Source organism: uncultured Methanobrevibacter sp. (genome assembly GCF_902771435.1).
Classification (GTDB): Archaea; Methanobacteriota; Methanobacteria; order Methanobacteriales; family Methanobacteriaceae; genus Methanocatella.
The window spans coordinates 1-15232 of record NZ_CACXXB010000012.1 but is presented as its reverse complement, the minus strand read 5'-3'; the positions used below and the strand labels follow the sequence as shown (position 1 = coordinate 15232).

15 protein-coding genes are annotated in these 15232 nt (G+C 36.3%); 1 reads left to right on the top strand and 14 read right to left on the bottom strand.

Going from position 1 to position 15232, the window contains the following annotated elements; genetic code table 11:
• Nucleotides 1–10: 10 nt before the first annotated feature.
• On the bottom strand, nt 11–1342 hold the full coding sequence (locus QZU83_RS04400) for an FAD-dependent oxidoreductase (protein ID WP_295609987.1): 1332 nt from the start codon (nt 1340–1342) through the stop codon (nt 11–13).
• A gap of 90 nt (nt 1343–1432) precedes the next feature.
• On the opposite strand from QZU83_RS04400, the gene QZU83_RS04395 reads away from it, so the two are divergent.
• On the top strand, nt 1433–2068 hold the full coding sequence (locus QZU83_RS04395; protein WP_295609986.1) for a CatA-like O-acetyltransferase: 636 nt from the start codon (nt 1433–1435) through the stop codon (nt 2066–2068).
• A gap of 14 nt (nt 2069–2082) precedes the next feature.
• On the opposite strand, the gene QZU83_RS04390 is transcribed toward QZU83_RS04395, so the two are convergent.
• From QZU83_RS04390 to QZU83_RS04330, 13 genes are all read right to left on the bottom strand, one after another.
• Nucleotides 2083–3570 (bottom strand): Ig-like domain-containing protein, encoded by a 1488-nt coding sequence (locus QZU83_RS04390; RefSeq protein ID WP_295609985.1) that lies wholly within the window; start codon nt 3568–3570, stop codon nt 2083–2085.
• Nucleotides 3571–3681: 111 nt separating this feature from the next.
• On the bottom strand, nt 3682–4023 hold the full coding sequence (locus QZU83_RS04385) for a TIGR04076 family protein (protein WP_295609984.1): 342 nt from the start codon (nt 4021–4023) through the stop codon (nt 3682–3684).
• A 321-nt stretch (nt 4024–4344) separates the two neighbouring features.
• Nucleotides 4345–4968 (bottom strand): carboxypeptidase-like regulatory domain-containing protein, encoded by a 624-nt coding sequence (locus tag QZU83_RS04380; protein ID WP_295609983.1) that lies wholly within the window; start codon nt 4966–4968, stop codon nt 4345–4347.
• Nucleotides 4969–5095: 127 nt separating this feature from the next.
• Nucleotides 5096–5584 (bottom strand): hypothetical protein, encoded by a 489-nt coding sequence (locus tag QZU83_RS04375; protein ID WP_295609981.1) that lies wholly within the window; start codon nt 5582–5584, stop codon nt 5096–5098.
• Between the two features lie 104 nt (nt 5585–5688).
• Nucleotides 5689–6240, bottom strand: a complete 552-nt coding sequence (locus QZU83_RS04370; protein ID WP_295609979.1) for a DUF2284 domain-containing protein — start codon at nt 6238–6240, stop codon at nt 5689–5691.
• A gap of 46 nt (nt 6241–6286) precedes the next feature.
• Nucleotides 6287–6631: a hypothetical protein gene (locus QZU83_RS04365; protein WP_295609978.1), complete on the bottom strand. Its 345-nt coding sequence runs from the start codon at nt 6629–6631 to the stop codon at nt 6287–6289.
• Between the two features lie 76 nt (nt 6632–6707).
• Nucleotides 6708–8078 carry an MATE family efflux transporter gene (locus tag QZU83_RS04360; protein WP_295609976.1) on the bottom strand — a complete coding sequence of 457 codons (1371 nt, stop codon included), beginning with the start codon at nt 8076–8078 and terminating at the stop codon, nt 6708–6710.
• 4 nt (nt 8079–8082) lie between these two features.
• On the bottom strand, nt 8083–9450 hold the full coding sequence (gene cca, locus QZU83_RS04355) for a CCA tRNA nucleotidyltransferase (RefSeq protein ID WP_295609974.1): 1368 nt from the start codon (nt 9448–9450) through the stop codon (nt 8083–8085).
• Between the two features lie 4 nt (nt 9451–9454).
• Nucleotides 9455–10012 (bottom strand): RNA 2',3'-cyclic phosphodiesterase, encoded by a 558-nt coding sequence (gene thpR / locus QZU83_RS04350; protein ID WP_295609973.1) that lies wholly within the window; start codon nt 10010–10012, stop codon nt 9455–9457.
• A 9-nt stretch (nt 10013–10021) separates the two neighbouring features.
• Complete coding sequence (locus QZU83_RS04345) at nt 10022–11152, bottom strand: 3-dehydroquinate synthase II (protein ID WP_295609971.1); 1131 nt, start codon at nt 11150–11152, stop codon at nt 10022–10024.
• A gap of 8 nt (nt 11153–11160) precedes the next feature.
• The gene (locus QZU83_RS04340) at nt 11161–11952 is read right to left on the bottom strand and encodes a 2-amino-3,7-dideoxy-D-threo-hept-6-ulosonate synthase (protein WP_295609970.1); all 792 of its coding nucleotides are present in this window, start codon (nt 11950–11952) and stop codon (nt 11161–11163) included.
• 189 nt (nt 11953–12141) lie between these two features.
• Nucleotides 12142–12315, bottom strand: coding sequence for a hypothetical protein (locus QZU83_RS04335; RefSeq protein WP_295609968.1), 174 nt, complete (start codon nt 12313–12315; stop codon nt 12142–12144).
• 153 nt (nt 12316–12468) lie between these two features.
• Nucleotides 12469–15232 (bottom strand): DUF11 domain-containing protein (locus QZU83_RS04330; protein ID WP_295609966.1); only part of this gene is annotated, 2764 nt, incomplete at its 5' end.

The following is a 15232-nucleotide window of genomic DNA, read 5'->3' as shown; positions in this document are numbered from 1 at the left end:
ACTTTTATATTTAATTAAACTTTTTACTTACTTCTTCAACTGCAAGGATTAACGGATCTGTAACCATTGATACAGGTGGAGCATAAGCAAATTCCATATTACTTAAATCAAAGCATGTAAGGCCTTCTGTAATGGCCAATGTCATTGTATCGATTCTTTCAGCCACCCTTTCTTCCGCTATGATTTGACATCCTATAATGGTTCCGTTTCCATCACATATAACTTTGATATCCATTGGTTTTGCATTAGGATAGTAACGTGCTCTTGTAAGCGCTTCAACCTTTTGAACTACAGGCCTGATTCTGTTCTGCTGTGCAAAACTGGTAGTGTATCCAACAGCACCGAATTCCAGTTTGCCAACTTTGGAAACCATTGAATTCAGTACAGGGTTGAATTTGGATTTCTTGTCACATATTGTACGTGCCAATGTTTTTGACTGGCGCACTGCAGTGGTACCTAATTGTGAAATTGTGTTTGAACCTAAAATCAGGTCTTTTGATTCAACACAGTCACCGAGGGCATAGACATCATCAACTGAGGTTTCCATCCTATCATTTACCATGATTGCCCATCTTCCGATTTCACATCCTGCCATTCTTGCAAGGTCAAGTTCTGCTCTCACACCGGTAGCCATGATAACCATGTCCGCATCGTAGAGGTCTTCATCTCCAAAGCATGCCTTTTCGACTTTGCCGTCCCCGATTAATTTTGTAATCGGTTTTCCTAAAACAACTTTGATTCCTTCCTGTTCAAGGTATTTAACCAAAATGTCGGACATGTCCTTGTCAAGGGATCTTGGAACAATCTGATGTAACATTTCACTTAAGATAACATCAAGTCCCTGTTTTCTGAGGGCAAATGCAATTTCAATACCTATCAAACCTGCTCCGGTTACAATTGCACTTTTAGCATCTTTCATTGCTTCCTTGACTCTTTTTCCATCTTCAATATTTCTGATTCTGAATACTCCATCCAAATCCGCTCCTTCCATAGGAGGAACAAACGGATTTCCTCCGGTAGCAAGTACCAGTTTGTCATAATCGATGACAATTTCATCGCCGTCCTTTTCATAGGTTACTGTCTTTTTGTCGGAATCGACTGCAGTTACTTCCGCTTCGACGATGACATCAATATTCTTATTTTTATAGTCTTCCGGAGTCCTCATCACAATATCATCAAAAGATTCGATTGTGCCTGACAGCACGTAAGGAATGGCGCATGGTGAATATGCCACTTTGTTGTCTCTTGTGATTACTGTAATTTCTATTTCCTTATTAAGTTTACGTATATTGGAAGCTGTTGAGATTCCACCAGCTCCTCCACCTACAATTACTACTTTCATTATAACAAAACCACTTTAAGATTTATAACATAAATATATATTAAAAAGAACATATAAAAAAGTAACTATTTTGAAAGGTTTTGTTTAAAAATGAGAGAAATTGAATTTAATTTAAATGAAAATCCCTTCATTGATTTTCTATCAGCACGCTATGCAATATCCGCCCGTGTTAATGTTGAGTCAATGTGGAACTGGTGTCATGAAAACGACAAGTCTTTTTTTATAATGAGTCTGGGATGTCTTATGAATGCTGTAAACAGTGTGCCTGAGCTTAAAAGAAGAATTATTGACGGCAAAGCTATTGAATATGACTATCTTGAAGGTCTTACACCCATAATGGATGAAGGAAATAAAATCTATAAGGAAATGAGGGTGAAAACACCACAGGAATTTGACGACATTTTGAAATGGCATGACTATGTAAAGAAATTGTCATCAGACATTTTAAGCGGAAAACAGGAAGGATTGAGTCTGGAAATGCAGCAGAGGGATTTGACAAACGTTGCCAATTTCTCATGCATCCCCTGGGTGGATTTTGACATGCTTACAAACTGTGTAGTGGACGGTAATGCAATACAGCCCCTCATAACCTGGGGAAAAGTAAACGAGAACTATGAGATGAGCGTATCAATTACAGTCAGCCACATTTTCGTAAACGGTCGGGAATTGGGATATTTCTATGAAAATGCGCAAAAAGAGTTTGATAAAAAAATAGAAGAAATATGAACTTATTTAAAAGTTCATACGTATTTGCCCTTGCCGTTTGAAACGATATAGGTAACTTTTTTATACTTTTGAGCGGATTTTGGAATAACAAGCTTAAAGGTTCCTGATCCCTTATAGTTAGGGGATGTTATTTTCACGGTAACCTTATGGGTTCCTGTGGAAAACTTATTTGTTTTTAAAAGAGCCCCAATGGCGTTGCTAATGAGCTTTGATTTTTTGGTAACCAGATTGAAAGCTTTGTACTTTTTACCTGTAAAGACTTTAACCTGCAGTTTAACGCCGCTTACATACTTACCTGTGCTTTTATTTTTAACCTTCAAGGTAAGCTGTCCACCGTTTTTCAATTTTTTGGAAGCCCCTACAATGTTCAGTTTCTTAGGATTGATTACAATTGAAGAGGTAACTGAATCGGCTGAAAACAGGGAATCCGCATTGCTGACAATAACCTTATGTGTTCCCTTGGAAAGACCTGAAGAGCTTAAGAACACAGTTCCGTTTTCATTGGTGGTGACTTTTAAAGTTTGAGCACCGCTATCCGTATAAACTTTTAACTTGAGTTTCACATTAGCAAAAGCCACATTGCCATTAACGACACTGACTGTGAAGTTTGCACCTGAATTGTAAGTTGTTGTCAATTTGTTTGTTTTTAAAGTGACAGGAATCTTATTGATTGTTATTCTGGCGGATTTTTGAGAAGCCGCAATATTACTGGAATCTTCCAGTCCCACTCTGACAGGATATGTGCCCGGAATCAGCTGACTTACGCCAATTTTATTTTGACCGTTTTCATCAGAAACCAGATTATATGTCATGGTTTGAGAGTCGCTTGTGATTTGAACTTTAAAGACTTCCCCTTTGATTGGTTTTCCTGTATCTGAATCTGTCAGTGTCATTTCAAAATACTTATCTTCACCAAAATCTGCAGTCATATCATTTATATTTATGTTTGCAGTTGTTTTTAGAACATTCAAATTGGCATTGACTGTGTTTGCAGTATAATCTCCACCATCCAAATCAATTTTTATAGGCCAGTTTCCAACAGTCAAAGTATGCTTAGTCAAATCCCATGTGGAATTTACATATTTTCCATCATAATAAAATAAATCTTTAAACTCAAATGATGCAATTCCATTTTCATCAGTCATTTTTGGAGTAGCTCCACTGGTTTTATAAACAACAGTCAATTTAACACGCTGATTAGACAACGGATTGTTGTTTGAATCAGTCAATTTGACAGTAGCAACACCAGTCTGATATTTTCCTTCAAGGTTTATCGGAGTTATTGTAGCATCCAGTTGGGTTGCAGAAATACTTTCTTTTGATGAATCAATTTCAAGTGCAGCATCACCATCACTTGAATAAATATCATTGCTTTGCGTTACTTCAATATCATCAATAGCCAACTGTTGAGTGCCGTTTACATCTTCAGCACTAACATGTGATACGGCACCAATGGCCACTATCAATAATATTAAAATAAACATTATCCTCTTGTTAATCATGGGGGTATTTATGTTAAACTTAGTATTTAAACTATTCAACAAAAGTTGAGTTTATTTAAAAAAAAATTAAAAAGTATGAAGTGAAAAAAGCATCTCATTTTTAACTGAAATTTAATTGGAGACATTTTCTTCAGCACTTGATTCAATATCAGTTGCCTCCAACTTCATGATTACAGGTCTTAGCCCGTCATTGCATGAAACAATAGCAACACCCGGAGTCCTAATCCAGTCATTATAGTACCAGATATCCTGAACTCCATGAGCCAGTGCAAAAACATATTGATAGATTGCTTTCCAAGCCTCATCACAGAAATTATCCGGTTTGGCATAATCTGCATAGTATACCTGACCTTCACTCATCAACGGGCAAGTTGAAAGCCCTTCAACACCATACTCCTTAGCCAAATCCTCCTGAAGGGTTGTTTTCAAAATAGTGATTTTCACTTTCTTCATAATTATCCTCCACAATAATTTTAAGTTAAATTTTGACAAAATTTTTTTCCATTGAAACATGTTTATTTGTAATATTTATCAAAACATCGTATTAATTTTTTATTGCCGATGAAAGTATGCGAATTTTTAATTTTACGTTTGACCATGTCAATTGTTGCTTATGCAACTGTTTAAAATATAATGGAATTATGCAAGAAAATAAGCTGGCCTGTAAAAATAGCTACATTCAAGATGAGAAATGTATAGGAAATATAAAAAAATAGATGTAGATGCAATTTACACCTACATTTTCTAGAATAATATACCTTAACTTAACTCCTATTATACCCATCCACCATGCCTTTCACCGGTTCTTAAGTCCACAATACTACGATAATGATCTGAATACTCCTGTGCTACATGATTTTCATCAAGTTGGTAGCGATTAGTTTCCTGGTACGGGTCATTACTTGGAGGCAAATTATTAATGTCATATTGATTACCTGATGCAGATTGGGAATCAGATGAAGATTGAGAATTAGATGAAGATTGAGAGCTTGAAACCTCTGTTTCAACAACTTTTTCTTCAATTTTTATCTTTTTAGTAACGTTGCACCCATTATACTTATCATTACCACCATAACTAACGGTTATATTGTACTTTCCAGGATTTTTATCAAGTTTTAATGTTCCAACACCTTTTTTATTAGTTACAACTGTATGATAATCATAAGACCCATCTTTATTAGTTATTGTAACATTAACAGTTTGATTTGCTATTGCAGTACCATTACTGTCTGTTAATTTTACTTTAATCGAATCTCCTTGAGTCAATGTTGAATTACTTTTAAATTTTAATATTGTATCCTGCTTACCCATATTAGGCATCATCATTGCAGCCATAGCCACCAAAAGAACTGCAATGACTGCAATCAAAGCCAAAATAATAATCTTATTGTTTTCCATCAAATCACCTTAAACTTATTATTATATTGTGTTTAATGGATAATAACAATTTCTAAAACAGCGAGCAAATCTTAAAATACACACCAAAATACAAAATAGCTAGTGTATTTTAACTACACCAATCAAATTAAAAGCGGCGCTTCAAATCCATTTCATTAAGCATTTTCTGCAGGTATTTCTTTTTTAAAACAAGTTCCCTTCTATTTGCCAGTTTGTCACTGTTCGGCTGTGGAACCTTATCGGGCAGCCTTGAAGCCCCTAAATATTTTGTATCTCCTTCACGCAATTTATGGGCCTCACCGTTGTCAATAGCTTTTTTGATATAGTAATAATCAGCAAAAAGAACATCAAAGTCGTTGCTTAGATAATAGAGCTCCAAATCGGTGATAAGTCCTGTTTCATCATGCCAAATTATTAGGATTTGCTCAAAGCGGAACAGGTCAGTGAAATCTATCAAATCAAAATAGTCCAAATCGGCCATCCTGAACTTTGAAGCGGGATATCTTCTGCCGCAGTTTTTATAAAAATACTCAAGGGGAGCTATAAAAAAAGTTGCTGACACATCCAAGACTACATCATTTATGTTTTTTCCAACTAAAGCCTCAAATGAATCCATAAAAATCTATTCCTTATATAATGCAGGCATTCCTGTTATTCTTAATCCGCTGACTGGGAATCTGAACGGTTTTCCTGCGATTATAATTACTTGATATCAATCATCTATTTTTTATCATACAAAAGACCGCCGACAAATATCAGATATTCCGGCAGTTTGCCGTCATGAGCGTATTTTATCGGATACCCGAAGAAGTCTTCGACTGTCCTGTCTGTGTATGCCCCCAATGATTCAAGGGAGTATCTCATTTTGAAAGGCATTTTGCAGGGCATGCCGAATTCCCTTGTGCATCTCATGCACAGGTTGCATTTTCCCAAAAACAGTCCCAGCGCATCCTCACTTTCGAGCATGTAGATTTCATTCATGAACTTGACCTTCATGCGTTCAAATCTCTTCAGAACGTATTCAAGTTCATGGTCCTCGAAAGTGTGCTCTAGCTCTTCGGCTGAAAAGTCGATCTTAAAAGCTATAATCTTTAATTTGTTGTATGAGTTCCATACCTCATCAACGTCAAAATCAAATGGCGGATAATTCCAGTTATATCCTAAAGTCTCCTGCTCCTCTATGCAGAGCTTTGATACCTCTTCAAAGTCAACGTATTTTTCCACATAATCCGGAACATCAACATCAATTGTGAGTTTTTTTATCTCTGACATGATTATTTATATACAAATTGAATATGATAAAAGTTTCTATTGAAAATTATCCATCAATTACACGGTTTAAGTTAATTTTTTTCGAATTGTGATTCAGGGAGTCCTTAGTGTCATTCAGGGATTTTTTTAAAGTGTTGACAATTGCATTTAAAAGTTCCTCATCAAATTCAATGCACTGTCCACCCCTGAACTCACATATGCGGGATATTTTTGAATCCTCCAGATATTTCAGATACTGATTCCATTCATCGTCGATTTCATCCATGAGTATTTTAATATCCAGCATCATATCATTTAACCTATCGGCTTTTTTGAAAGCCTCCTTTTCAATGTCAGTCAGGTTTTCAAAGTCCTCTTTTCGCCATTCATAGAGAAATGTTTTTTGAGCCATATTATCACTTTTAATAGTTATCAAACTGCAGGTATATGAATATTATGTTTTTAAAAAAAAAAAAGTAACAGTACCGTTAAGCATTAAAATAGCTCTTATTTTTGTTTAGATAATAGTTGATGAAAATATATCCGGCAATTGAACCTAAGGTCATGCCGCAAACAAGCCCCCAGTAAACACCGACTGCACCCAAACCAAGCCCAAACGCAAAGATTCCTGCAAATATCACTTCAAGTATGAATGACCTCAATACGGTTATCAATAGTGAAAATGTTCCTTTTCCCATTGCCTGGAAAATATTTCCTGAAAGAACACCAAACGGCATGAACAGCAAGAAGAAACATAAAATCCTTAAGGCTTCAACGACTTTAGGAGCTAAAATGGAACTGTCTGATGAGTATGAAAATATAAATGATAGCGGATCTGCAAATATAAAGAGAAATGAACAGACTATAACTGATGAAATCATTCCCAATTTCAATCCGTAATTAAGTGCTGTTTTAAGATTTGCAAGATTTCTTGCACCGTAAGCTGCTCCTCCAACAGTCAATGCCGCCACACCAATACCGATCATAGGTGATATTCCGATAGCAACCAGTCTCCATGTTGCGGTATATGCCGCAACAGCTATTGTTCCTGACAGTATTGTAAGCCAGTAATTCATTAGAATTGACACGAATGATATTATGAACTGTTCCAGACTGGCTGGAATTCCAACAACAAGTATGTCCTTATAAATCTGAAAATCCCTTTTGTATTCGCTCATCTTGACTTGCAAAAAGCTGTCTTTTTTTACAAACATCCAGTACATCATCAAAAGCATTGGAATGACTCCTGAAATAACGGTAGCGAATGCCGCACCTGTTACTCCCCAACCGATTACATAAATAAAAATCGGATCCAGAATCATGTTAATTATAGCTGTAAACATCAAAGGATAGGATGCCCTTCTGATTTCACCCTGTGACCTGAAAATCGCCGCCATCATCGCAGGAAGGAATACTGAAAATATACCTCCTATTACGATTGTACCGTAGGCCATTGTTTCATTGATAACCTCTCCGGCACCCATCAAAAGCAGCAAAGGCTTTAAAAATATCAAAAGTAAAATTGTAGTGATTACTGTTACAATAATGCTCAGCATTATGGAATGAATTGCACTGTTTCCGGCCGCTTCATAGTCTTCAGCCCCTATGCAGCGTGCTATGAGACTGTTTGAACCTGCACCCAAACCGTTTGCAAATCCAACCAGCGCTAAAAATAGTGGGGTTACAAATCCGACGGCAGCAAGGGGATGCGGACCCAAACCTGCAACCCAAATACCGTCAATAATATTGTTTAGCATCATAAATAAGTTAGAAATAATGATAGGTACGGCTAACTTATTTATTGCTTTTTTTGGATGATTTACAATCAAATCTATTTCTTCAGTTTTATTGGAGCTCATCAGTTCACCTTACGATATACTGGCCGGGATTTATAAAATCATCCAAAAAGGTTATATAAAATTCATCTTCTGCCAAATCCTCGATTGAAGTGAATTCATAAGAGTTTAAAATAGCCTTTCTGAGGTTTTTTCCAACCTTGATTTTTCTAATGTGTTCTGTTGTGAACAGGTCTTCTATGAACTGCACGACATCAGTGAACTGTCTTTTCTGGGCGTGAACCAGAAAGTCATCGATAATGTGGCAGGTTTCAGGACCATATTTGGCTGTGAAGTTATTGCAAGCCTTATTCAAATATATTTTAGGACCATAATTGATTTTGATGTTGTTGAGTTTTGATGAAGCCATTTCAAGCAATATTACTGCTGTATCCTTTTCATCTGAAGCATAATCAGCACAAAAGACATTGAATTCCTCATTAGCTATTTTGTCTGCAAGAGCTTCAGTTGTCATTTTAAGCTGCGGATGAAGGGTATCCAGAGGCATATCCGGAATATCGAATTTTATTGCTATAAAATCGCTTCCCCTTTTTTCTAATTCATTCAAAATAGATTCTTTATCAATGTGTTTGTCCAGCGGATAGAAATAATCCCTCTTATTGTCTGATGACAGGTAATTTCTTGCTGACTGGATGAATTCGGAGAACTTATTCAATCTTAATGCAGCACCTACATTACGGTTCTTATCTGTAGGGTCTATCATTATCAAAGGATCGTTGAACTGCCCTCCGGTTCCATAATCCTCCAAATCGATTATATGACCATATTGCCAGTTTGTAGCAGCCTTTAAAGTCTCTTCAAAGCTGCCGTATTTGATGATTAGCAGTTCACAGAGATAACCTGCAAATCCGCCGACCTTGAACTCGGAACCGTAAGTTCCTGTCATGTCCATGAATCTTTTTAATAGCAAAACCTCGTCACAGCCTTCGGGAGTCAAATGTCGTTTGACATATCTGGTGTGAAGGATTGTTCTATCAACTGCTGATTTGAGCTGTGAGCCGTCTTCTATTTCATAGCAGGGAACCATGTCAACTTCATATCCTTCAATATTTGCCTGCACATATGGATGTGATGCATAATGGTGTGATGCAGTTCCATCGAAAGCATCATTGCATTTATGAGCTAATTCTAAACCTTTCTCTTTTAAGGTGTCCTCACTGACATCAAGAGGAAAAGCCATGAATATGTCAATGTCTGATTTTCCCCTAAGTGCAGTGCGTTTTGCAACAGAGCCGACAACAGCAATTTTAGCACTGATATCTTGATTCTTGCATGTTTCATTCAAGAAACCTACGAGTTTATCTGACATTGCGTCAATGTCATTTTGCTCTTCCTGTGTTGGCTTTATATCTTTTAATATTAGCTCATAATCCATATTATCACAATTCAAATACCTTTATATCTTCATAAATTGGCCCTTGAGGTGTCAATGTTGATTTTTTAAGAATTATTCTATCAACAGACATCTCTCCAATTTCAACTTCGCTGAATTCCTCTATTTTTGATTTCACTTCATTTTTGCCCTTGGCGGATTTCATGCGGCCGATGGTTAGATGTGAAGAGAATTTTCTGTCCTTGTCAAAGCCTATCTTTACAAATTCCTTATCCAATTCATCATGAAGTCGTCTGACAATTTCATCCTCATCCAACCCCAACCAGATTACCTTGATTCTGTTGGTGTTTGGAAAGGCACCGCAGCCTCTGATTTTGACAGTGAACTTATCGAAGTTTGAGACCACATCTTCAATTTTAGAGGAAAGCAAATCAATTCCTTCAGTGTCGATGTCACCGAAGAACTTGAGGGTGAGATGCAGATTTTCCAGCTCCACATATTTGATTCTGGCATCAATCTGCTTGAATTCATTAATTACCTTATACATTTTGGCCTTGATGTCTTCATCAATGTCAATTGCCAAAAATGCTCTCATTTGGCTCATGTTTTACACCTACTGTTCAATGATAGTCTCGTCAATTGCTATTCCGAAGTGACGTGCATTGGATTCTATGTATACCTTGACCTTATCGCCAGGTTTGATGTCTGCAACTGATAGAGGCTCATCATTTTCATCGACTATTCTGATTGTTTCTGCATTCTGAAGCAAAGTTCTGATGACTTTTTCTTCATATTCAGCTTCGATTAATATAAGCGGACGTCTTTCGATTTTGCTTCTTCCGACGTATGCTGTTCTGGTTTCCCCTTCAGTGTTGACTATCAATACTTCATCGCCGGCAACAAGCTCGGAGAGGTATCTTGTCTTGTTTCCAGGAACCATTACGTATGCCTGTACGGGACCTGCATTCACTCTGAAAGGACGTGAAGCCACATATTCACTTTCAAGAGATTCTGAGTGTACCAGAAACATTGATTTGGAATATGATCCGATTAGCATTCCTTCGCCAGGTTTCATCATGTCAGTGGTATCGACACATACCCTGTCTCCTGAACCCAACGGTTTCACATTTGTTACAGTAGCAATTTTCAGTTCATATTTGGTTTGTGACGCTTCAATGACTTCCTGTGCAATCTTTTTGGTTTGGTTGAAGTCATTCGCTTCAAATATTACTCCGTCGGTTCCATGTTCCAAGGTTTCCAAAGCGACTTTTGCCCCATCAACGTCACGCACAGCAGCTATGATTTCAACATCTTCCTTTTGCAGGTCTGCAATGATGTTTTCAAGAGGAATGATTGTCCAGTCTGTTCCGACAAGTATGATGTAGTCTACAATCGGACCGAGTTTTACGGCCAATTGCTCATGTGCCTTGTCAGTTATTTTTATATATGCACAAACCTGTTTTCCTTCGCTTTTAGCTTTTTTTGCATTTGCAATATCGATTGAATCTGTAAAGTCATCGTTCAACTCTACAACTCCATCTCCTTCACCGTTGATTCCGACCAGATAAATGTCTGCATCGTCACTGTTTGCAATTATCTTTACATTGCCCAGTTTTCTGATGTTTTCTATGTCATCCAGGTCAAGGACATGGTCAATGCCTGATTCAAGTGCGGTGGTTATCATTTCCTTCTTGTCTTCCCACACTTCATCAGGAGTGCTAATCCATGCAAATTTATTTTGCATTAAATCACCTATTCTAAGAATTTTAAAGCTTCGTCTACTTCTGCATCATGGTGGACAACTTCTGAAATCGCACGGGTGATTTTTCCAGGGTTTTCCGCTTGGAAGAGGTTACGTCCGAAAGCAACTCCAGCTCCTCCAACTTCAAGAGAATCCTTTACCATCTGTAACAATTCTTCATCAGTGTCTATTTTTGGTCCTCCTGCAATAACTACAGGCACGATTGCTCCTTCAACAACTTCCCTGAATGAATCAGGATCACCGGTATAATTGGTTTTAACAATATCCACACCAAGTTCTGATCCGACACGTGCAGCATGTTTTACGAATTCCACATCGTGTTCGTTTTCAACCTTCTGGCCTCTAGGGTACATCATTGCTAAAAGCGGCATTCCCCAGTAGTCACAGGTTTCAGCGATTTGTCCTAATTCCTGAAGCATCTGGCTTTCGGTTTCTGAACCTAAGTTTACATGAATGGATACTGCATCTGCTCCAAGCTGAATTGCTTTTTCCACACTTGTTACGGTTACCTTATCATTTGGATCTGGTGCAAGTGAAGTACTTGCAGACAAGTGTACAATAAGACCTATATCCTTACCGTATCCTCTGTGTCCTTGTTTTACGATACCTTTATGCATTAAAATTGCATCTGCTCCGCCTTGGGAGATTTCTTCAACAGTTTCGTCCATATCTATGATTCCTGGAATAGGACCGCTTGATACACCATGGTCCATTGGTGCGATTACAGTTCTTCCAGTATTTCTGTTAATGATTCTTTCTAAACGAATCTTTTTACCTATCATTTATATAACCTCTTTACTTATGAATAATATATCTCTAAATCAAAGTATATAATTTTAATTGTACATATCTGGACAGTCGGTTAATCTCTAATTAAAAATTTTGAAAAAAAGTTATAAAATAATTATTCAATATGAATTTAGTTGAATTTATTTCATAATATCCAACATAAACTATCAATATTAAAATATTCAGCTACTTTTAAGCTTTCTTGAATCCAATTTCATGTTTTTATAGAAAATTGATTTGCATCGGATGTTGAATCCTTTCAATGAATGAACCGTTTTTGCCGCTGAAAGATCTTCAAATTCAAATCTTACATCATCACTTAAAAATTCAAACCTAATTTCACCATAAATATTCAAAAAAAAGTCCTTAAGTGCTTCTTTAAAACTAATAAAATAAAAATATTTTGATAAAAAATAAACATTCAGTAAAAAATTGTCTTATGCTAAAAAAGTAAAAAAAAAGAAAAATATTAACTAGATATAAAATCTAGTTAATCCCCTTATTCAATTTTATTTTTTCTTGTTTCCTGTCCAAAAACTACCGAAAATAATAATAAAGGCAATTACAATGTATGCTAAAGGATTTCCAGTTTCATACATAGTAACTGGAGGTTTTTCTGTAGGTTTTTCTGGAATTTCAGGAGGTACGGTTTCGTTTTTAATGACCTCAACAGTACAGTTATCATAGTTATTTGATAAGTTACTGTCGGTTTCATTGCATGTAACGTTAACTTCATTAGTAATTTTGCCTTCAATGAGAGCTACACACTCAATATATAAAGTGGCAACTTCACCTTTGGTTAAATTACCAATTTCCCATCTTCCAGTAGATGCATCATATGATCCTTTGGATGCTTTGTAGCCGGTGAATTTTATGCTATCAGGCAATATATCATATGCTACAACATCGTGAGCATCACATGGGCCATAATTAACCACAGTTATAATCCATTGGATTTTATCTCCAATATGATAAACTTCCTTATCAGCATTTTTGATTACAGCTAAATCAACTATTGCAACACCATTAGTGGTGTTGTTTGCTTTATTGTTAGTGCGATTATTTTCAGGAGTTTTAGTAGTAACTTCAACAGGGTTAGTAATGTTTCCTACGCTTAACACTTTAGTTACGATTTCAAGTGTTACACTTGAACCGCTTGCCAGTTTTCCAATAGTCCATACTTGTGATTTTGCGTCGTATGTGCCTTTTGAAGCAATTGCTTTGATGAATTTTAAAGAATTAGGAATGTCTTCTAAAACTTTAACATCAGAAGCTGCACTTGGACCGTTGTTAGTAACCTTAATGGTCCAGGTAAGCTCTTCACCAACGTATGCTTTCTTAGCACTTACAAGTTTGATGATTTCCAAATCACATACAGGATTGACTTCAGTTGTGTTGTTTGCTTTGTTGTTAGTCTCATTTCTGTCCGGAGTTGTACTGTTGACTATAACAACGTTTGTAAGGTTACCTTCTTTAACGACTTGAGTAATCAATACTAAAGATACTGAAGCATCTTTTTCTAAATCTCCAATAGTCCAAACATTATTTACATAACTTCCAACAGATGGAGTTACTTTAATAACTTTAAGACCATTAGGCAATTTTTCACTCACTTTAACATCTTTTGCAGTGTTTGGACCTTTGTTTACAACTCTAACTGTCCATTCAACAAAGTCAGTAATGTTTACACTGGATGTGTTGACAAGTTTAGTAATTTCTAAATCGCAAACAGGAACTACATCAGTAGTATTGTTAGCAATATTGTTTGTAGTGTCATTGTCAGGAGTGGTACTGTTTACAGATGCAATGTTTGTAATGTGACCTAATTCTTTAGCTTGAGTGATTAAAACCAGGGATGCGGTAGCATCTTTATCCATAGTTCCGATATTCCAAATTCCATTGCTGTATGTACCAGTAGACGGAGTTGAACTAATTAAGTTAAGTCCGCTAGGCAAAGTATCATTTACAATAACGTCATATGCAACACTAGGACCTTTGTTGATTACAACAATTGTCCATTCAACCAAATCACCTTCATATACTTCAGAAGCATTGACCAGCTTGGTTATTTCAAGGTCGCAAACTGGATTTGCAACAGTAGTGTTGTTTGCTTCATTGTTTGTTTTATTTGGCTCGTAAGTACTTGTGTTAACAACAACCACATTTGTATTATTTCCTTCAGTAACGATTTTAGTGACCAAAATAAGGGAAACCGGATTATTTGCAGCCAGGCTGCCAATCTCCCAAACCCTAGTATCCTTATCGAAAGTACCTGCACTTGGATTTGCGCTTAAAATTAAAGCCCCTTCAGGTAGGGTGTCAATAACCTTAACATCCCGTGCAGTGGAAGGACCCACATTAATAACGCTAATAGTCCACTCAACGCTGTCTCCAACGTCGATAGATGAAGCATTAACAGTTTTATTAATGATTAAATCACAAATTGGGTCTGCAACAGAAGAATTACTTGCATTATTATTTGTATAATCAGATTCATTGGTAGGAGTGTTAACAGATACGAAATTATCGAATTGACCTTCAGCCAGAAGCTTTGTAACTAAAATAAGGGATACTGACTTGTTAGGGCCTAAGTCGCCAATATTCCAAATTAGTTTATTACCATCAACTGTACAGTTTGCAGGAATTGTATACTCAATATTATTAGGTAAATAATCAGTTACAATAACATTTTCAGCTGTATTAGGACCATTATTCTTAACAATAATACTCCATTCAACCATATCATTAACGAATACTTCAGAAGCATTTACAAGTTTAGAGATTTCTAAATCACAAACTGGTTTTACATCAGTTGTATTATTACCTGTTTTGTTTTCAGTTTGATTAGAGGATGCATTGACTTTATTGATTAAGGTACCATTCACTAAGGTCTTAAATGTGATAGTGAAGTTGACACTTTCATTTGGTGCCAATACACCATTATAATCGAAAACATTGCCGGATTTAGTCCAGAATTCTTCATTAGTATGTTTAATATATCTTAACTCGTCATCATTATAGATTTCAGTAACTTTAACAGTAGTTAGATTACAGTCACCAGTGTTAGTAACAACAATAATAAATTCAGTGTTGTCACCACGGAGAACAGTTTTATTTAATGAGATTTTTTCAACAGTCATATTAGGTTTGTAAACTGTTGTAGTATTGTTTCCGGTTTTATTGGTTCCATTAGATGAAACATTAACTTGGTTTACTAAAGTACCGTTCACTAAAGCAGTAAATACAACAGTGAAATTAGCACTCTCACCAACA